The sequence below is a fragment of the Halobaculum gomorrense genome (assembly GCF_900129775.1).
Lineage (GTDB): Archaea > Halobacteriota > Halobacteria > Halobacteriales > Haloferacaceae > Halobaculum > Halobaculum gomorrense.
In genome coordinates this window covers 112,237-129,932 of the sequence record NZ_FQWV01000005.1, presented here as the reverse complement: position 1 = coordinate 129,932, position 17,696 = coordinate 112,237, and the positions used below count along the sequence as shown (strand labels likewise).

At 60.6% G+C, this 17,696-nt stretch carries 18 protein-coding genes, 1 tRNA gene and 3 pseudogenes; 16 read left to right on the top strand and 6 right to left on the bottom strand.

What is annotated here, in order from left to right; all coding sequences use genetic code 11:
• Positions 1-18: 18 nt before the first annotated feature.
• Together BUE16_RS10400 and BUE16_RS10395 are read right to left on the bottom strand one after the other, a co-directional pair.
• Positions 19-627: an RAD55 family ATPase gene (locus BUE16_RS10400; RefSeq protein ID WP_073309346.1), complete on the bottom strand. Its 609-nt coding sequence runs from the start codon at positions 625-627 to the stop codon at positions 19-21.
• 153 nt (positions 628-780) lie between these two features.
• Positions 781-1,626 carry a geranylgeranylglycerol-phosphate geranylgeranyltransferase gene (locus BUE16_RS10395; protein WP_073309344.1) on the bottom strand — a complete coding sequence of 282 codons (846 nt, stop codon included), beginning with the start codon at positions 1,624-1,626 and terminating at the stop codon, positions 781-783.
• Between the two features lie 335 nt (positions 1,627-1,961).
• On the opposite strand from BUE16_RS10395, the gene BUE16_RS10390 reads away from it, so the two are divergent.
• The 13 genes from BUE16_RS10390 (at position 1,962) to BUE16_RS16365 (ending at position 13,075) form a co-directional block, all read left to right on the top strand.
• A tRNA-Arg gene (locus BUE16_RS10390) sits at positions 1,962-2,036 on the top strand.
• Between the two features lie 1,278 nt (positions 2,037-3,314).
• Complete coding sequence (locus BUE16_RS10380) at positions 3,315-5,075, top strand: hypothetical protein (protein ID WP_321166974.1); 1,761 nt, start codon at positions 3,315-3,317, stop codon at positions 5,073-5,075.
• 281 nt (positions 5,076-5,356) lie between these two features.
• Positions 5,357-5,755 carry a type IV pilin gene (locus tag BUE16_RS10375; RefSeq protein ID WP_073309340.1) on the top strand — a complete coding sequence of 133 codons (399 nt, stop codon included), beginning with the start codon at positions 5,357-5,359 and terminating at the stop codon, positions 5,753-5,755.
• 180 nt (positions 5,756-5,935) lie between these two features.
• On the top strand, positions 5,936-6,271 hold the full coding sequence (locus BUE16_RS10370) for a hypothetical protein (RefSeq protein WP_073309338.1): 336 nt from the start codon (positions 5,936-5,938) through the stop codon (positions 6,269-6,271).
• Complete coding sequence (locus tag BUE16_RS10365; RefSeq protein ID WP_073309336.1) at positions 6,271-6,669, top strand: hypothetical protein; 399 nt, start codon at positions 6,271-6,273, stop codon at positions 6,667-6,669. The genes BUE16_RS10370 and BUE16_RS10365 overlap by 1 nt, the downstream gene beginning before the upstream one ends.
• Before the next feature lie 6 nt (positions 6,670-6,675).
• A complete protein-coding gene (locus BUE16_RS10360; RefSeq protein WP_073309334.1) occupies positions 6,676-8,145 on the top strand; it encodes a hypothetical protein in 1,470 nt (489 codons plus the stop codon).
• Positions 8,146-8,148: 3 nt separating this feature from the next.
• Positions 8,149-8,340, top strand: coding sequence for a hypothetical protein (locus BUE16_RS10355; protein WP_073309332.1), 192 nt, complete (start codon positions 8,149-8,151; stop codon positions 8,338-8,340).
• A gap of 70 nt (positions 8,341-8,410) precedes the next feature.
• Positions 8,411-8,977, top strand: a complete 567-nt coding sequence (locus BUE16_RS10350) for a hypothetical protein (RefSeq protein ID WP_073309330.1) — start codon at positions 8,411-8,413, stop codon at positions 8,975-8,977.
• Between the two features lie 75 nt (positions 8,978-9,052).
• Positions 9,053-9,904, top strand: coding sequence for a hypothetical protein (locus tag BUE16_RS10345; RefSeq protein ID WP_073309328.1), 852 nt, complete (start codon positions 9,053-9,055; stop codon positions 9,902-9,904).
• Positions 9,905-10,012: 108 nt separating this feature from the next.
• Positions 10,013-10,954, top strand: a complete 942-nt coding sequence (locus tag BUE16_RS10340) for a hypothetical protein (RefSeq protein WP_073309326.1) — start codon at positions 10,013-10,015, stop codon at positions 10,952-10,954.
• 111 nt (positions 10,955-11,065) lie between these two features.
• Positions 11,066-12,121: a hypothetical protein gene (locus BUE16_RS16375; RefSeq protein WP_143165412.1), complete on the top strand. Its 1,056-nt coding sequence runs from the start codon at positions 11,066-11,068 to the stop codon at positions 12,119-12,121.
• A 16-nt stretch (positions 12,122-12,137) separates the two neighbouring features.
• Positions 12,138-12,581, top strand: coding sequence for a hypothetical protein (locus tag BUE16_RS16370; protein WP_143165411.1), 444 nt, complete (start codon positions 12,138-12,140; stop codon positions 12,579-12,581).
• Entirely contained in the window at positions 12,578-13,075 is a 498-nt protein-coding gene (locus BUE16_RS16365) for a hypothetical protein (RefSeq protein ID WP_143165410.1), read from the top strand. The genes BUE16_RS16370 and BUE16_RS16365 overlap by 4 nt, the downstream gene beginning before the upstream one ends.
• Before the next feature lie 143 nt (positions 13,076-13,218).
• On the opposite strand, the pseudogene BUE16_RS10335 reads toward BUE16_RS16365, so the two are convergent.
• Together BUE16_RS10335 and BUE16_RS10330 are read right to left on the bottom strand one after the other, a co-directional pair.
• Positions 13,219-14,007, bottom strand: a pseudogene (locus tag BUE16_RS10335) (hypothetical protein); the annotation flags it as partial.
• 74 nt (positions 14,008-14,081) lie between these two features.
• The gene (locus BUE16_RS10330; RefSeq protein WP_321166973.1) at positions 14,082-14,318 is read right to left on the bottom strand and encodes a winged helix DNA-binding protein; all 237 of its coding nucleotides are present in this window, start codon (positions 14,316-14,318) and stop codon (positions 14,082-14,084) included.
• A 394-nt stretch (positions 14,319-14,712) separates the two neighbouring features.
• Here BUE16_RS10330 and BUE16_RS10325 point away from each other — a divergent pair, with 394 nt between their 5' ends.
• A complete protein-coding gene (locus BUE16_RS10325; RefSeq protein ID WP_073309320.1) occupies positions 14,713-15,756 on the top strand; it encodes a tyrosine-type recombinase/integrase in 1,044 nt (347 codons plus the stop codon).
• Positions 15,757-16,119: 363 nt separating this feature from the next.
• On the opposite strand, the pseudogene BUE16_RS10320 reads toward BUE16_RS10325, so the two are convergent.
• Positions 16,120-16,509 (bottom strand): annotated as a pseudogene (locus BUE16_RS10320) (DUF234 domain-containing protein); the annotation flags it as partial.
• Between BUE16_RS10320 and BUE16_RS17520 the strand changes: the two are divergent.
• Positions 16,508-16,738 (top strand): annotated as a pseudogene (locus tag BUE16_RS17520) (hypothetical protein); the annotation flags it as partial. The pseudogenes BUE16_RS10320 and BUE16_RS17520 sit on opposite strands and share 2 nt — an antisense overlap.
• A 261-nt stretch (positions 16,739-16,999) precedes the next feature.
• Positions 17,000-17,416 carry a carboxymuconolactone decarboxylase family protein gene (locus tag BUE16_RS10310; protein ID WP_073309318.1) on the top strand — a complete coding sequence of 139 codons (417 nt, stop codon included), beginning with the start codon at positions 17,000-17,002 and terminating at the stop codon, positions 17,414-17,416.
• A gap of 31 nt (positions 17,417-17,447) precedes the next feature.
• Here BUE16_RS10310 and BUE16_RS10305 read toward each other — a convergent pair whose 3' ends face one another.
• Positions 17,448-17,663, bottom strand: a complete 216-nt coding sequence (locus BUE16_RS10305) for a hypothetical protein (RefSeq protein WP_073309616.1) — start codon at positions 17,661-17,663, stop codon at positions 17,448-17,450.
• Positions 17,664-17,696: the final 33 nt, after the last annotated feature.

Sequence of the window (17,696 nt, the reverse complement as noted above, 5' to 3'; positions counted from 1 at the left end):
GCCACAGGCGTTCGCGAGTCAGGCGTTCGCAAACCGGACAGAGGGCTCGGCGTCCTCGCTGGTCTCGACGATTCCGTCGAACAGCTGCTTCAGCGTGTTCATCGTCTGGTCGTCGTGGGCCGTCGAGTCGATGCAGTACAGCCCGAGCCCGTCGACGCTCTGGATCCGCCCGGTGAACACGTGGAGGAACCGGAACACGGTCTGCAGGTCCGAGTACATGAGGAGAGTTGACAGCGAGTGCACCATCACGCGGTTTTTCCGAATACCGCGATCCTTGTAGAACGCCTCCAGGAACGACGAGAGCTTGATCCCGATGCCGGTCATGTCGACCGGTGAGGAGGTGTACTTGATCCGGTCGCTGTCGCGCACGTCGTTGACGCCCTGTTGCCGGGTGACCGTGTCGACGACGGCGATGGGACGGCCCTCGTATGGCTCGCGCTTCTCGAACTGCGAGAGGAGCCGATCGGCCGAGTCCTTTGTCGTCACCATGATCGCGCCTTCGCCGTTGCGCGTTCCCTCCGCGAGCACGTCGAGCGCGAGTCCGCGCTTTCCACTCAGCGCCGGTCCGGTGAGGAGAACGTTCGACCCGGGATCGATCTCAGTCCCGAGCGCCTCGACCTCATACATCGGAAGCCCTCGCAGACGCGTCGGCGGAGACGGCGCGCTCTCGCGGGCTCGTCGTTCGCTCCGTCTCGCCTGAAGTCATCCAACTATAGGGTTGTTGCCGTGAGCCGGTATTATTCTTTATGATTGGATGGACGACGTGACCGCACCCGGCGCTCACCCGAGCACCGTCGCGGCTCGCCCCGCGACGAACGCGGCCGCCGCGAGGAAGGTGCCGCGTTTGATCCACCGCTGGGCCGCTCGCGGGTCCCGAAATCCCCACGCGGTCGCCCCAAGCATCGCGGCGTCCGCGGGTACGACGATCGCGAGGTACGCCGCGCCGAATGTGCCGTCAATGTACGGGAGCGCACTCGCAAGCGCCGCCGTCGCCATCGCGACCGTCGCGAGCGCCAGCGCCGGGCGCTCGCCGGCGACGATGGGAAGCGTTCGGAGCCCCTCCTCGCGGTCGCCCGCAACGTCTTCCACGTCTTTCACCACCTCGCGCGCGAACGTCGCCGTGGCCGCCAGCCCGAACAGCGTCCACGTCGGCGGCGCGACGGGGCCGACCGCGGCCGCACCGAACAGGAACGTCGAGCCGGTGAGGTACGCGACGACGACGTTCCCCACCGCCGGCAGCCCCTTGAACAGTTGCGTGTACGCCAGCAGCGCCAGAAGGTTCACCACCGCGATCGCCAGCGCCAGCCGCGGAAGCGAGAGCGCGGCTCCGGTCGCGATCAGGAACAGCCCAGTCGCGAACGCGGCGGCGGCGCGGGCGGAGACGCGACCGCTCGGGATCGGTCGATCCGGTCGGTTGACGGCGTCGATGTCGCGGTCGAAGTAGTCGTTGACCGCGTTGCCCGCGCCCGTCGCCGCCGTGGTCGCAACCACCGCGAGTGCGACGGCCCACGGGCTGTCGAGTCCGCCAGCGACGAACGATCCGACGAACGTGAGCGCACCTGCCGCGACCGCGTTGCCGCCGCGGGCGAGTTCGAGGTAGCCGCCGACCGTCCGTGTCGCGTCCATCGTTCGCGGTCACCGGCCGGTCGGAAATAAAGGGCGCGGGACGGAGCCGGCGATCGCCAGGAACGACGAGCTACGGAATGAGAGTGTTCGGGCGGTGATGCCCGAACGTCCCGGTGCCACTATTCCGACAGTGGATCTGCGGCCACCCGGAGAGCCCGACACCGGGACCCAACCCAACGTGGAACCAACGCCCGACCGACTGCCCGCCTCCGCCCCGACCGTTGGTGGCCGTCGTCGCCAGTCGATGGCAAACGAGTGTGACATATATACTTTCGCCTCGGACCACCAACTCGAAGCGCGGGACTTAAGCGGGACTGTCAGATATTCACTGGTGCGGGCGCTTAGCTCAGTCTGGACAGAGTGCTTGGCTTCGGACCAAGTTGCCGCGGGTTCAAATCCTGCAGCGCCCATTCCTTCGCCGCCCGTTCCACCTCCAACCGAAGGTTCGCAGTACAGGCCCTCTCGATACCGAATCCGGCGTTTGAACCTTCGCCGAACCCCCCACTTTCTGAGGAGCCAAACGGGATCCACGTTGCGGCCCTCCGCCGTCTGCCAAATCTGTTCGCAAATACGGGGGTGATCCCCCGTGCGTGAGCTGCGGTTTGTTCCTGCGAGCGACCTCTACGATCCAGCGACTCGCACCCGGTTCCCTCACCCGTCGACGGAGGCGACCGACTCCGAGGTCCGCTCCGCGATCGAGGAGGTGTCGCGATGAACGGCACCGAGTATCGGTGTCGACGCTGCGGCGTCCGGATGGTCGAACCCGACCCGCCCCGGACCGACCGCTGCCCGGTCTGTCGTCGACGTGGTGACGGCTCCGACCGCCCGGCGATCTCCGACGTGCGGGGTGACTACTGATGTCGCCTCGTCTCCCGGGCGACCCGCCGAACCCCGGCAGTCAGTGGAACCCGTCGGTTCCGCTCCCCTCGGTCGCGATCGTCCTCCGCTGTAAGGGATGCAACCAGAAGTTCGTCACTCGCGAGCAGCATCCCGCTTCCCGGCTCGGGATGTGTCGCTGCTGCGCGCCCCCCGAGTGGTACGCTGAGTACATCCCGTCCGGACGCTGGAGGGCCGAGGAATGACCGACACCGAGTACATCGAGTACCAGTGTCGGAGCTGTCAGCTGTTCACGCTTGCCGACGAGCGAGCGGATCACGCTCGGTACCGGGAGTGCCCCGACTGTTTCCGCGTCCCCGATCTCCGTCGGGAACCCGTCGATTACCGACTCCCGTCGCTCCGCTGGGCAATCGCCGCAGCCCCGCTCGACCTCACAACCTCTCAAAGCGAGGGAGAGGCGGAGGCCGCCCGCGGCGCCGCGAGCGCCCCGAGCGGCGCCGAGGCCGGAGCCGACGCGGAGCGGGGGCTTGCCCCCGACCGCGCAGCCCGAGCGCATGAGGGAGTCCCGACCGGGACGACCGAAAACGAGCGGCGGTCGGCTCCAGGCCGTGCGCGAGCAACGCGCGCGGATGGTGGTTCCCCGGTAGCCACGAAGCAGGTCACTCTCACCCGGTGGACCGGTGAGTAGCGACATTCCATCTGCCGGAGACGCACCCACCCCAACCAGCGGTGCGTCTTGGCCTTCCAAGGAGACTAACTCTGTAACGCCCGCTACTCCCGATTCAGCCGGGAATAGCGTTCTCGCGATCGTCCACGAGCGCGTCTCCGAGTTCCGCCGAGAGTATCCCAAGTTGGCCGATCTCCCGCTATCTCGCTCACACGGTCGGAGCCTCCGCCGGATCGTCACCGAAGCCGAGTGGGCAGACGAGTGGGTCGAACCCGACACCTTCGGCGAGTCGGCCTTCTGTACCACGTCGCTTGTGAAGCGGGAGGCCGGCACCTGGGCGGATGCGCTCGCTGCGTTCCTCACGGCGCATCTCGATTACGACGGGATGTTTGCTCGCTTCTCGAACGGAGAGGACTCGTTCGAACTGCCGCTCACCGATGCCTGGGGAAAGGAATATCACGCGAAACAGTACGCCCGGGCTCGCGCGCTCGAACGGCAAATGGGCGGCGGCGAACGTCCGTCTGGCGGTGAAGCTGTCGCCGCGTGGGACCGCCCCGCGACCGCGATGATCACGCTCTCCGCGTCCTCGACGCCGAACGGTGATCGCCTCTCGCCCGTTGACCACCTCGACGCCGTACACGACTCGTTTTCATACGACGGCGTGCGCGACACGCTCCGCAACGTGATGGAATATCACCTCGGGTTAGACTCCGACCAGTGGGGGTACTGGCTCCAGGCAGAACCTCACGGACTCGGCGACGGCTCCGGCGTGAACGCTTGCTACACCCACATCCACGTCGGGACGTACCTCGACGCCGCCGGCCTCGACGCCGAACGGATCGGGTCCGAACTGGAGCGCGTGATAGACAAGCACTTGGACGTGTGCGAACCGGCTGGGAAGAGCGCACACGATTACGACGCGATCGACTCCTACCAGGAGGAAGACGACGGCTGCATCTCGGTGAACATGGAGGTTGGGAACCTCGGGTCCTACCTCGCCGCGTACATGGGCGGCTCGTACGACGAACGGCTCGAAGAACGGCCGATCGAATATCTCGCGTGGGGGACGCTCTACTGGTCGACTGCCCGCCAGCGTACCACCCGCTCACAGACGGTCAACCAGGCGATCGCCGCGGACGCCTGCCAGCAGCGTGCCGAGTCTGAATCGGCGTCCCAATCCAAAGAACACGGAGAATCGGTACGTTGGTCAGAAGCAAACGGCTCGGATGTCGTCTGTCGCTGCTGTGGCTCCGGCTGGGCGATCGACCAGTCACGGATGAGTAAACCAGTCTTCGACGACGATCTCCGTGCGGTCCTCCCCGACGGTCCACCAAATAATGACTCGCCGCCGTCACTCGACGAACTCTGGGCGGACGCACGAGCAGCTGGGCGAGCTGGCGAAAGCCTCGCTCGGGCTCGGACCCGCGACCGTGTGACTCGCTGGATAGATGCGCACCCGTCCGCCTCGATCTCCCCGGTCGCGCTGCTCGGTCGCCTCGACATTCACCCGACACACATCGAGTTCGTCGCCGATCTCCTCAACGGAAGTGATACCGGTCCCGAATCAAAGGGGTTCACTCGACCTGACCCGCTCGAACCGGAGTGGGAGCTGGAGGCGATTATCGACGCCGACGGTGAGGAACACACTCCTGGCGACGGCGGTGTAGATATGGTGACTTTGCACCTTCCGGAGAAACAGATCCGCGAGGAAACCCGACTGTCGAAGCCGCTCGCATCTGGTGAAACTTGGCGCTGCGGTAAGTGCAACTTCGCTACACACAATCCACGGATGATGGCTGGCCATCTGGTTGCTCACGGGCTCGAAGACCCCGAAGCTGCAGATCACGTTCTAATGTACCATCCGCTGAGCAAACGCCGTGACCCACGAGAGGCGATGCAGTACGCTGGTGAACGACCGGATCCGCCGGAGCAACGATACTATTAGCCCCGTATCGCACCATTGTGTCTCAGAAACCATAATCAGAACAATAGAATTAATACTATAATACATCTAAGATACAGCCGGGCAGAGTCATTACCTGCCCTGTTCCACAGTCCAGGTGGGCTCTTTGCCCACCAGACTTTCAAAATACATAGCAGCTGCTGTAGAACGTTTGTTTTCACTCGTGATAACTGGAACACTAAGTATATATTAGCGGACAGCCAAGTTGTAACCAACACAGGGAGGTTGGCGGTACTGATCGCTCGCTGTGTACGAGAGAAACCATGGACTTCAAAAACCTATTCGACGACGACCGTGCCGTTTCCCCGGTGATCGGGGTTATCCTGATGGTCGCTATCACAGTGATCCTCGCGGCGGTTATCGGGTCGTTCGTCCTCGGTTTGGGGAACAGCGTGCAGCAGACCGCACCGAACGCGAACTTCCAGTTTGATTACAACAACACGGCAATGGACGTGACTGCCACCCACACTGGTGGCTCAACGATCCCTGCTTCGGACAACGTCACGCTGTCCACTCCCAATGAGACTGTCTCATTCGGGACAGAGGTGTCCGCTGGAACCAGCAAAACAGCGAATTACACTTCTGGTGAGTACGTCCGCGTGATTTGGACTGCTGAGAATGGTGACACGTCTCAAACGCTCGCTGAAGAGACTGCCCCGTAGAAGGAATTTCAACGATTTGATTATTTGTCTCGATGTTGCTGAGAGTCATCAATAACTGAGTGATAGGCTGCGTTCGGTTTTCTGGTTAGGCTGGCCACCTAGTTCACTCAACCTCTCGGATTTTACTTTCACCGAGCCGTGTGCTCGGCTAAGTGAGTATGTCTAGTACTAGATACTGCAATGGCGTCCAAAAGCGAGCCGGCGTTCGACGACCTCGACCCGGTCAGCACTGATGAGGAATCGAGCGGTAGCAACTGGCTGAACCCCGATCCCGGCGAGACTGTCAGCGGGACGATCACCGGCTGGAACCCCGATGCGGGCCACAACGGTGTGATCGAGCTGGACGGGAACCCGATGTACATGAATCGGACCCTCCAGCGCCAGCTGATTGCCGCGCTCGTCGAGGGCAATCAGATGTTCGTCCGCGTCGACGAGAACTCCCAGACGTTCACCAACGAAGACGGCGACGAGACCGAGTACCACCCGAAGGAGGCGCGGTTCGCGAGGGACGACTGATGGCGTACTCGAACCGCATGAGCGGCGTGCTCGGCGATTACGCCAACATCCGCACCATCCCCGCGTACCTGTCCGCCGCGTACCTGCTCGCTGGGCTCTACCAGTTCGGCGGCATCGCCACAGTCGAACTCTCGTGGCTGTCGTACACGCTCGGCGCCGAACACGCTGTGCTCGTCTCGATGGGGGCGTTCGTCGTCGCGTTCGCGGGCTCGTCGACGCGCCAGTTCGAGAACTACGAGACTTGGGAGCAGGTCGCGATCGCGATCGGCCCCGCGGTGATCCTCGGCGAGCACCTGACCGCAGAAGTGACCGACTTCCTGATCGGCTTGGGCGACCCGCTGGGAATGCAGCTCGCGTTCCTCGCGACCGTCGTCTCGTGGGCCGTCGCGGTGAGGTGATCCACCGTGGACCGACCGAACCGTAGTCAGATCGTCGCGCCGCTGTTCGCGCTACTGCTCGTGTTCTCCGCTCTTGGGGGTGGTGTCGCTGTCCAACCAGCGGCGGCGACCCACGACTGTTCGAACCTCGACAGCCTCGTGTTCTTCGCCTCGCTCACCATCGCGAACTACGACAAGTGTGCCCGCGATCATCAGGCCGGAGCTGTCCAAGAGGTGCGTGATGCGACCACCAACCAGACGCACTCAGACATCTACAACGCTGGCCTCGCTCACGTCGCACAGACCGAGCAGCAACGTGCCGTGTTCGCCAACTACCTCAACGACACCGAGGCAGCTGCGTGGATGCAAGCCGAGAGTGCCGTCGCTTCGTCGTACCAGAACGGGTCGGCCAAAGCGGTCGCGAAGTCGAACGCTCGCACCGCCATCGCCGACTACTACGCTGTCAAACAGGTGAATCTCATCGACAGCTGGAACGCTACCGTGGTAGCGTTCAAGACGCTTCGACAGCGCGCGGTCAACGAGTCCGACCTCTCGCCCGGTCAAATCTTCTCGTACGACTCCCAGCGGTCGTACACGTTCGAGGGCACCGGGACCGCCTCGGTCACACTCACCAACGGCAGCACTCGCACCGTCAAGACCTTGGAATTCTCCTCGACGGGACCCAACGGGTTCAACAAGTACCCCACAATCCACGTCGCATCGTCGTGGAGTGACTCGTCCCGTCTTTACAGGATTCTGCTCAAGGCTCCTAACAGCAACTTCGAGGATGAGTCGTTCATCGGGCAGCGTGAGGACTGGCGAGGGACCTGGATCGACATCCAGAACCAAAATTCCGGCCTTCAGGCCGAGGTCGATCCCTTCGTTAATAACACCTGGACAGCCTTCGATTCAGGGCAGATCAACGCCACCGACGTGATCTCCGGGGTCAATCAGATGACCAACTACGGCGTCGAGTACAGTGAGGACAGCAACCTGTACAACTCGGTCGCTGCTCTCTCGAACCTCGGCCTCGACACACCGAACCTCAACGGCACCGGTACGATGGCTGTCACCTACAACAGCGTCGAACGGCACGGCCTCGTGATGGCGCGAGAGGCGCCAAATGGCAGCTGGTCCGCCAACACGACCTACAACGCTTCGAACATCTCCGGCCCGGTGTTCCTCGTCACCACCGACGGCAAGAAGGTGGAGCTGAACGGGGAATTCCATGTCGGCGCGATCTCCTCGACCGACGGTTCGAACGTCGACAACGTCACCGCCACGAAAGTCGTCTACAAGACCTCGAACACGAGCGAACTGCTCGAAAAGATGGAAACCATCGAGGAGCTGCGCAAGGAGATGGAGGCGAAGGAGCAAGCCGCTGCTGACGGCTCCTCCGGGTCCGGGACCAACATCGACCCGAAGTACCTCCTTGGCGCGCTCGCAGTGATCGGCCTGCTCGCCTACGGGAAGGGCCAGCAGTCCAAGAGGGACTGAGTCATGTGGTGGCTCCTGCTACGATTCCTGCCGCGGCCGGGGCTCATCAGCTACGGCGTTCTTGCCGCGCTCGTCCTCCTGCAACTCGGCGGTGTCGACGTTCTCGGGATTGGCCTCGATCTCGCCGACCAGCTCGCCGGAGACCTACTCAACTGGATCGAGGGGGTGATCGCTGACCAGCTGAACCCCTTCTGAATTGTCATGGTTTCCTGCCTCGACGCGCCCGCGGTCGGTTCTCGCCGGTTCGACTCCGGCGGCGCGTCCTATGGTCCGCACCATACTGGTCGGCCTGCTCCTGCTGGGCCTGCTCGCCACACCGCTGGCGGCGGTCGCCCAGGAGTCGCCGACCTCGACCCCGACCGCAGAGAACACGCCGGGGCCTGCCGACGGTGAGCGGCCCGGAGAAGCGCAAGTATTCGGTGATCCGGCCGTCTACATCGAGAGCTGGTCGTACACCGACGGCGTGTTTCGGATCGTCTTCAACAGCAGCGCCTATCGGCCATCGCTCACGCTGACCGCACCCGTCGAGCATTCGAAACGCGGTGCGACCCGCGGCGCGGTCGTCTCGCGCGAGCTGCTTCGCGGCTCGACCGTCGTCGAGATCGCCTCGCCGACCGGAGAGGTATCTATCACGACCTCTACCTCCATCCGCGCAGGTGTTTATACCAAGCTCGACGCTGACCAAGGCGGCGCGATCGTCGCTGGCCCGTGGGACGGCGCGGACGTGAGAGACGCCGGCATCGGCGGTGCCCTGGGCGTCGCGCTTGCCGTCGTTCTCGGCGCGCTGTCGGTCGTCTCGGGCGACTCCAACGAGGGTGAGCGCATCGCATGAGCCCCGTCCTCGAAGCCGTCGCCGGCCTGCTCGTCGTCGCTGGCTCCGCGCTCGTTCTCGCATGGGAGGTGACCCATGCCTGACGAACGCTCCGATGATGCCGACCGTCGGACCCAAGCGAACCGCGCGGGTACATCGGACCATCTCGCGAGCGACCCGCGCCAGTCGACCTTCTGGACGGTCGTCGGCTACGTCGTCGCACGGTGGCCCTACGTCGTCGCTGCCGGGCTCGCTGGCTTCCTCGTCGCCTCGCTGGCCTTCGGGATCACCTTCCCTCGGAACGCTCGCATCATCGGCGTGAGCGCCAGCCTGTCCGCGCTCCTGCTCGGACGGCCCGTCTGGTCGCGCGTCAAGTCCCTACTCTGGAACCCGTCGAAGCTGCTGCTCGTCGACCTCGACGCCGACGACCGTTCCGGCGGTGGCGCGTGGCTCGTCCCGACTTCGGCCTATCGGGCTAACTGGAAGTGCACCGAAGGATCGCCGTACTGGCTCACGCCGAATCTGATCGTTACTCGAGACGTGGACTTCGCCGAAAAGGAGTTCCGCGGCACCTGGCGCGGCACGCTCTCGGACGCCGAGCTGCTCCAGGCGATCGAAGCGATCCGCACCTGTCGCGACCAGCTCGAAGAAGACGCCCAGAAGGGCCGCCGGCTCGACGCCCAAGGCTGGGTGATCGTCCAGCGCGCTGCGCACGCTGGCGTTCGAAAAGTGATCGAGACGTTCGAAGCTGGTACACTCCCGGATGAGGGCGACGGACTCGACGCGGCGATTGCCGACGCGCTCGACGAACTCGGGATGGAACGCGGGCTGTCTCGCGTCGACGATGAGTCGCCGACCGACTTCATCACCGAACTCGACCTGGACGTGAGCGACGTGACCGGCGGCGGCCTGCCACGAACCAACCCGGAGGCTCCCGCCGATGACTGACGCGATCTGCTCGACGTGCTCGACGCCGGTTCGATTCGAACTCGTCGACGACTGGCATCTCGGTGAGTACATCGCGGTGATCTGTTCGAACTGTGACGGAGGCTCGCGATGACGAACGTAGACGAACAGGTGTTCACGGCGGCGAAGCTCGCTGAGCAAGCGCGCGGTGACCTAGAGACGACGCTCGACCTCCATCATCATGCGGGCGTCGTCGCTGACACCGACCACGCAAACGCGCTCTCGTTCCTCCAGGGCGTCGACGGCTGGACCCGATCGGCGCTGCGCTCGGAGGTCGAACCGACGCTGCACACGGCGGAAGCGACCCGCGCGGTGATGGACGGTCGTCGCGAACAGCTCGCGACCATCGTCGGCCTGACCGAAGCGGAGTTGACCGCTTCCCAAATGCGCCTGCTCGGGCAGCTATCGAGCGCGCTCGACAACCACGGTGCACCAGCGTTCGTCTCGGTCGGTGGGAACCCAGAGACGGGCAAGACAAACGCCGGCTGGCTCTTGATCGAACTGCGAAAGCAACTCGTCGACGATCTCCTCGTCCTCTCGAACGCGGCGGGGTCGCTGACGGACATTCGCGTCACGTCGATGCACGAGCTGACCGAGTTGCTGATCGAGCATCGCGAGCGACCGAAGGCGGTGCTGCTCGACGAGTGTTCGACGCACATGGACGCACGGACGCACAGCCGTGAGGTCGCCACGCAGTGGACGCCCGTCGCGAAGCGCATGGCGAAGCTCGGCGTCGACGTACAGCTGAACGTTGTTCACTCCGGGAAGGACTACCATCCAGAGGGGAAGCGGTTGACGACGCTCGGTGTCTGGAAGTCAGAGAAGACTGTTGCTGAGTTCTTCTCAAACTGGGCTGCGGATGCCGACCGGCCATCGAGTCCAATTTTCTCCGGCCCCGTTGCGGAGTTGGAGCCGACAGGTGTTGAGTACGATCCTGATGATACCGCGCCTTGGTCCTGGAATCTTAATGAAGGACTCTTCGAAGCTGATCGAGATTGGGATGGTTACTACAATGACCTCGAGAAAAGATGACACAGCTCCTGTGAACCCAGTTTGTAATTACTTGCACTACATTTAGCAGTTTAACAGACTGCTAATTTACCAATGTTTTTGTACTGTCCGGTCTGATGACTTCAGAACGACATGCCATCTCCCTTGCCCATAGTATACCTCCACACTTCGAATGGAGGGGGGATTCGGGGATCAATACGGTTCCAGAAACTGGTATTCCTAGCTCAAGAAGAATCAGAAATTCCAAAGAATTACCAGTTTGTTCCATATAAGTTTGGCCCGTACTCGTACCGCTTAGAGCAAGACATTGAAGAGTGGAGACGGCGAGAACATATTGATAGAAACAGGACAAAAAATAGCTCGGGCAACTATCGAGTAGATTATTCTCTCAAGCCAGACGGTGTAAAAGCCGCAATTGACCTTCAGAAAGTGGACGGGTTTAAACGGGTTTTCGACGAGGCAGAAAAAATCAATTCTGAATACGGACAAGAAAGGCTTTCAGATCTACTAGAATATGTGTATCGAAAGTACCCACAATATACAGATGAGTCCACATTAGACATCAAGCGGCTCTTTGATGAGTCTACCACTTCTCAATTTACGGAAGAAGATACGTCACAAATCGGTCCTTTCAGCCATATTAACAAAGTTGATCAAAGAGAAGGGAAAGTTGCAGGTTTAGACACAAGTTTTGTTAGACAACTGTTGGAGATCGGGAACGAGTTCCAAGCCACCTTAGAACGAATTAGTGATACTTCTCTATCAATATATTGGCGGTCAGAAACCCCTTCATTTGATAGCTTTATGAGAGCGCTCGAGCGTGACGAGATGGTCACCGCAAATTCAATGACCGAAATCAGGTCGACCGAGTCTGAGGATTGGATTCGGGGAAAATATGGTGAATTGTCTGATTCGGTCACCAGAGAAACCTGCCAGTTCATTAGGGTGACAGCTGAGGAGTCAAGTTACGTGATCTCGTGGGAATCCGGCAGAGTGCTCGATAACGATGAAATCACAATCTTTGTGAAAGAGTCAGATGCCGACTACCGAGAACTTCGATCTGCATTGGTCCAGTACGCTACTGCGACTGGGTTGGATACCGAGATCACGCCACTTGACCGTATGAGTACTGCCGACGAGTTAATTACTGAATCCTTCCGTCAGACTGCAAAATTTGCGATCAGCTAAATTAGAAATGAGTGAAATGAAACAACTCGCTGGGACTGCCTGCTACCAATCAGACAAAGACGAATATGGCATGATTGAGGTGAGGACATGTCTTGATAATACTGCAGATATCTGCTGTCTCTCCTCAGGAGAAACTGGAACACAACGAATCGGTGTGACGAATTGGCGGAGTCACTTATCCACAATTGAAATCAGCATACGCAGTCTGAATCAAGACGTAGTCTTGGTGCCTGATGAAAATGAAGGTCCTAGAGAATACGAATATACAAAAGAGGTCTACGTACCTCCCTCACTTGGAAATGATATCAAGGAATATGAGCTTGAGATCTCTGCCAAGAGAGATTCCGATCCCAGCTCAACAAAGGAGATGATACAGGTCTCGATGACTATTGATACAGAAGAAGCTGCTGAAGCCGCAAGAGATGGACCAACTCTCTACTCAGAGATCAATTTCACATGATATCCCTGAATCCAGGGCTAATTCTTGAAATCACTCCATTTATTTCAACAATAATAGTAGAATTGGCAACAGCTGGAGGCGAGGAGAAATTCAGCGGTGAGTTCAAGAAACAACCAGAATACAGTGAAATTGGTGATAGTCCTGCGAGTGCGGATAATATTCGGAACACAGCCCTATTGAGCTATGACTATGAACAATCAATGAGATACTTCGACATCGCAACCATTGCATCTTTTGTCATTTTCTTGACAAAGCTATACACCGCTGAAAACGCCTCAGGTTCCATTGTCCTTGCTGGGATCATCTCGATATGTTCAGTAGTGGGCCTTCGTGTCTGGATGACACGGTATTTTGAATCTGTAACTCCAACGGAATATGCAAGGAAAGATTTACTACTTAAATATCGAGGATTTCTCGTCCGATGGGGTGATCTAGCGATAGTTACAGCCAATCTTGTACCCATTGTCTGCCTGTTATTCTTAGAATTTTTCTGAAACCCATTGATGTGAGTACTTGTTTCCTATTTTAATGCTCCGGCCGACGTGCATCCCTCCCTCTCTCCTTGTAGGGAGCGGGCCGATGGGGGGGTGGCGCGCGAGCAGCCCCCTGCGGGTTCGAGCGCGCTCCGACCCGGCTACTCGACGAACTCCAAATTCTCCGGCTTGTATGTGTAGAGCTTGATATCCTGGTCGTCACAGTACGACGAGAGCAGCGCCGGGCTGATCCCTTCCCAGTCGCCTGGCCCTTCAGCCAACGAGCTGGGGAACGCCACACGAACGACCTCGCCATCGACTTTCTGGCCGTAGAGTTTGACCTTCGTCTCCGGAGGCAGCACCTCGACGACGACGGCCTCAGACGCCTCCTCGTCGTCTGCCCGCTTCACGCGGTCACCCGGACGGAACGGGTTCTTCGGCTTCTGGTTCATGTACGCCATGTTCGGCCCGAGGTCCTGCAGGCTGTTCATCGGCTGCGCTGCAAGGTGTTGCAGTTTCTCCGGTTCCTCACCCGAGTATTGCTCACTCGTTCGTACCTTCGACTTGAGCACCGCCATGTGCTCCCACCCGAGGAGAATCAGCGAATCCTCGTTGTCGCGGTGCCACGCCATCACGATGATGTCGTCGTCCGAGTCGTTCTCGACGAGTGTTTTCGGGAGGAACGCCGAAACGTCTCGCGAAGTCTTCACGTCGACTTTGAACCCGAACACTTCGAAGTCGTGACCTGAGAAACTCTCCGGGTTGCAGCGTCGAATCGCCTCCTCATTCTCCCACTCCCACATCTCCGCAGGGATGTACTCCCGACAGAACTGCTCGAAGGCGATTTCCCCGAGATTGCCGACTCGCTTTTTCTGAACGTCTTTGGCTCCCTGCTGCTTCGCCTGATAGTCGGCGCGAGTCAGGTCGATCTCATCCGGGGTGAATTGATACACAAATCTCTGAGAGGCGACAGGTGTGCTTATACTTTCACTACCGGATAGTGATCAGAAAGGACTGACTCGCTCTGCTAAATCTCGTCCTCGTCGAGCTCACCCGCGAGATACTCTCGACCCTTGTCGGTGATGCGATAGTGTCCTCTCCCGGTACTCGTACGTTGAACAAGCCCGTGATCTGCAAGCTCGGCTAACCGGTTCGAGATATGTTGTCTCGTGATATCTAAATTCGCGCTGATAATCGCCGGAGAGAGGATCAGTCCGGATTCATCTAAGAGCTCCAAGATTCGGTCATCACCTGGATACTGCATCCAGTCGGTCCTCGCCCGCATTGCTCAGAACATTTAGAAGCAGAGTGTTAGCAACTCCGACCGACAATTTCTAGCAGTACGTTCGTCATAGCTCACTTTGTCGTTCGTTAAGCTAAAACTAAGTACCCACATCTCTTGGCATGGCTCAAGGGAAGCACTTCCGGACGCGTCGCTCCTCGACGAGTCCTCGAAGGAAACGGGCCCGACTGCGATGACAGCCGGCCCGCGTGGGCTTCCTGCTCAACCAGAAAGCCATGTACGACAACCCGAACCGCGCTAATCAATCCGCCGAATCACATATAAAAAAGCGATCCTGGTGTGCAGAGCGAAAGTGGATCTACTTTCACTCCGCCCATGGCTCCGCCTCAAATAACCCCGGTCCTGAGGTGGAAGCATGAGCGAAGACCTCCAACCACTGACGCCCTCCGAGGCGCGGGACCTCCATCTCGAAGCGATGAAAGAGAACGCAGCGGAGTGGACTCGTGTCTCCCACCGGAGTCACCTCCGTGCGTTCGTCGAGTGGTGTCGTACCGAGGGCGGTATCGACAACATGAACGACCTCACCGGGCGCGACCTCTACCAGTTCCGCGTCTGGCGTCGCGAAGGCGGCTACAGTAAGGGAAAGACCGACACACTCGCCCCAAAGACGCTCGACTCTGCGCTGACGACGGTTCGCTCGTTCCTCCGCTTCTGTGAGCAGATCGAGGCGGTCCCTGAGGGCCTGCGCGAGAAGGTGATCCTTCCGACGCTCTCTGCATCGTCGGAGGTGAGCGATTCGACGATCGCTCCCGAGCGCGTCCCGCCGGTCATCGACTACCTCGACCGCTACGAATACGCGAGTCGGGATCACGTCGTGTGGGCGCTGGTCTGGCACACCGGCGCTCGCCTCGGTGCCGTTCGCGCGCTCGACCTCGAGGACTGCGAGCTGGACAACAAGAAGCCGGGCATCAACTACATCCACCGTCCAGACTCGGACACTCCGTTGAAGAACGACGAACGGGGAGAGCGATTCAACCGAATCAGTGATCGCGTGGCGACGGTCCTCCAGGACTACATCGACGGTCCCCGAATCTCCGCCCGCGACGACTACGGTCGCTTCCCCCTGGTGTCGACGAAGAACGGTCGGATCTCTCCGACTGCCATTCGTGATACGTTCTACCGCTGGACCCGTCCCTGCTTCACTGGTGACGAGTGCCCGCACGGGGAGGAACCGGAGACGTGCGAGGCTGCTCGGTTCGACCAGATGAGCAAGTGCCCGTCTGCTCGCTCGCCCCACGACGTGCGCAAGGCTCGGGTGACGAAGTATCGGAACGACGGCGTCCCTCGAGGCGTGGTCTCTGACCGACTCGACACCTCCGAGGCTGTGCTGGACAAGCACTACGACCGCGCGTCGAAGCGTGAGAAGGCCGATCGGCGATGGAGGATGATTCGCGAATGAGCGACCCGTTGTTTACTGTCGCCTTCGCGGGGTCGGAATCGGCGAAGCCCTGCAGCGCCCATCGCGTCTCGAACAGGCGAAATCCGGCAGACGTAGGCAAGTTGTTCACCTATCTCCTGTTGTTGCTGAGAGTGGTTTCGTTCGAGAGGCGAACGATTCCGACGAGCGTGTTTCCCGCTGGTGGTCGCGCACAGCTAAACCCGGATGGAATGGCTATAATCAATGACTCGTTGGATGTGACCGCGAACACTCCCTGTTCGCTTTCACCGTTCACGCGTCGTTGTCTACGAGTGAGGGGCCTTGCTTAGACGCGTGCTGCGAGCGGAACTGAATTACTAGGTCGACAGAAGTCGAGTGGTTCGATTACAGAAGTGCCCCCAGTTCGCTCAGGCCGTACAGCGACCAGTTCTGATCTACGTCGTCAGCGAGTCCATCGACGAACCCACTTTTCGAGAACAACACGAATTCCTCCTCGCGTGTATCCGGCCCCCATCGAACACGCTCGGCTTTCTCCCGCAGCTGCGACACGAGGGCCGAACCAACCGGCTCACTCGTCCATTTACATTCAGCGAACAGAATCCGGTCGGCGTCCGGGGCGAGCCCGACAATGTCGATCTCGTCTTCCCCGTACCACCACCGTCCGACCTCGGAATACGACTCGAGGTGACCGCGACGGATCGCTGCCCAGACGGCCTCTTGACAGACGTCCTCGAACGTCGTTGCGACGTGGTCGGGGAGGTTCGGCTCGATCGTTCGGGGCGACGACGACGTACGGGGGCGCGTGTTGGATCCGAACGGCGAACTCCGGCGTGCGGCCCTGACCGATGGAACCGTGTATCACGCGCCGACGGTGTTCCAACTCAAGGCCATGCTGTTTCACGCTGGAATTCTGACGACCCGCGGAACCGAGCCCTCGAACCTTGACCCGACGGCCGACACCTGGGCGCTCCGAGAGCAAGTGACCGCTACCGGGAGCCGGTAGCTGCGGTTCGGGGCAGAGCGTCGCGTTCCTCTACGACGAGTTTACCTCTGAGCGACGAGTCCGCAAACGATGCCCTACTGACGCAAGGGTGAGCCTGTCATCGGACTTCGGGGGCCCGATCGGCGTCGGCGGTGGGTCGGCCGGCTGACAGTACCGCAGCCCGTGCCCGACCGTACCGAGTCTCTCTCGATTCATAACAAAGCCTCGGCGACGCGTCACGGATCACGTGTGGCGGGCTGTCCGTCACCGGAGATAACTGACATGGCGACCACATCGACGGCGGACTCGTACGACGACACCGTGACGGAGATCGAGGAGACGCTCGGCATGGTTCCGGGCTTCTTCGGCGGCATGAACCGTGACGGCCTGGTCGACGAGTGGCCGACGTTCAAGCGAATGACGCTGGGTGAGACGGCGATCCCGGCTAAGTATAAGGAGCTGATCAACCTCGCGGTCGCGGCGAACCTGAAGTGTCCGTACTGCGTTCACTTCCACCGCGCGGCGGCGAAACTACACGGCGCGACCGACGAGGAGCTGACGGAGCTGTCGTTCCTCGCCGGCTACACGTCGCGGTACAGCAGCATGCTCCACGCACAGGCGTACGACCTCGACACGTTCGAATCCGAGGTCGAACAGATCGGCACCCACCTCCAGTCGCACCTGGCGGCTGACGACTGATCGCCGAGTGCGATTTTCGCGGGTTCCCGGCTTACTCCTCGTCCAGCAGTCCCATATCCTCGACGACTAGATCGGCGATCTGATCGGCGAGCGCGGGGTCGACGCCGGCGACATCCTCGCCGTCGTGGCGCGTCTCGTTGTGTCGCTCCAGCTGGTCGGCGAGGGCCGACAGCGGGACGCGCGTCCGGGTGTCGCACTCCTCGCAGACGATAGGTACTGTGGGGTCGTCGTCCCCGTCAGTGGACATACACCGCGCTCGCACGGGGATCGGCATGAACGG

Coding starts and splice junctions, on each gene's coding strand:
- BUE16_RS10340 (WP_073309326.1), top strand. CDS start 10,013: ATGACGAACGTAGACGAACAGGTGTTCACGGCGGCGAAGCTCGCTGAG.
- BUE16_RS10345 (WP_073309328.1), top strand. CDS start 9,053: ATGCCTGACGAACGCTCCGATGATGCCGACCGTCGGACCCAAGCGAAC.
- BUE16_RS10400 (WP_073309346.1), bottom strand. CDS start 627: ATGTATGAGGTCGAGGCGCTCGGGACTGAGATCGATCCCGGGTCGAAC.
- BUE16_RS10310 (WP_073309318.1), top strand. CDS start 17,000: ATGGCGACCACATCGACGGCGGACTCGTACGACGACACCGTGACGGAG.
- BUE16_RS16365 (WP_143165410.1), top strand. CDS start 12,578: ATGATATCCCTGAATCCAGGGCTAATTCTTGAAATCACTCCATTTATT.
- BUE16_RS10370 (WP_073309338.1), top strand. CDS start 5,936: ATGGCGTCCAAAAGCGAGCCGGCGTTCGACGACCTCGACCCGGTCAGC.
- BUE16_RS10375 (WP_073309340.1), top strand. CDS start 5,357: ATGGACTTCAAAAACCTATTCGACGACGACCGTGCCGTTTCCCCGGTG.
- BUE16_RS16375 (WP_143165412.1), top strand. CDS start 11,066: ATGCCATCTCCCTTGCCCATAGTATACCTCCACACTTCGAATGGAGGG.
- BUE16_RS10355 (WP_073309332.1), top strand. CDS start 8,149: ATGTGGTGGCTCCTGCTACGATTCCTGCCGCGGCCGGGGCTCATCAGC.
- BUE16_RS10330 (WP_321166973.1), bottom strand. CDS start 14,318: ATGCAGTATCCAGGTGATGACCGAATCTTGGAGCTCTTAGATGAATCC.
- BUE16_RS10325 (WP_073309320.1), top strand. CDS start 14,713: ATGAGCGAAGACCTCCAACCACTGACGCCCTCCGAGGCGCGGGACCTC.
- BUE16_RS10395 (WP_073309344.1), bottom strand. CDS start 1,626: ATGGACGCGACACGGACGGTCGGCGGCTACCTCGAACTCGCCCGCGGC.
- BUE16_RS10365 (WP_073309336.1), top strand. CDS start 6,271: ATGGCGTACTCGAACCGCATGAGCGGCGTGCTCGGCGATTACGCCAAC.
- BUE16_RS10350 (WP_073309330.1), top strand. CDS start 8,411: ATGGTCCGCACCATACTGGTCGGCCTGCTCCTGCTGGGCCTGCTCGCC.
- BUE16_RS10305 (WP_073309616.1), bottom strand. CDS start 17,663: ATGTCCACTGACGGGGACGACGACCCCACAGTACCTATCGTCTGCGAG.
- BUE16_RS16370 (WP_143165411.1), top strand. CDS start 12,138: ATGAAACAACTCGCTGGGACTGCCTGCTACCAATCAGACAAAGACGAA.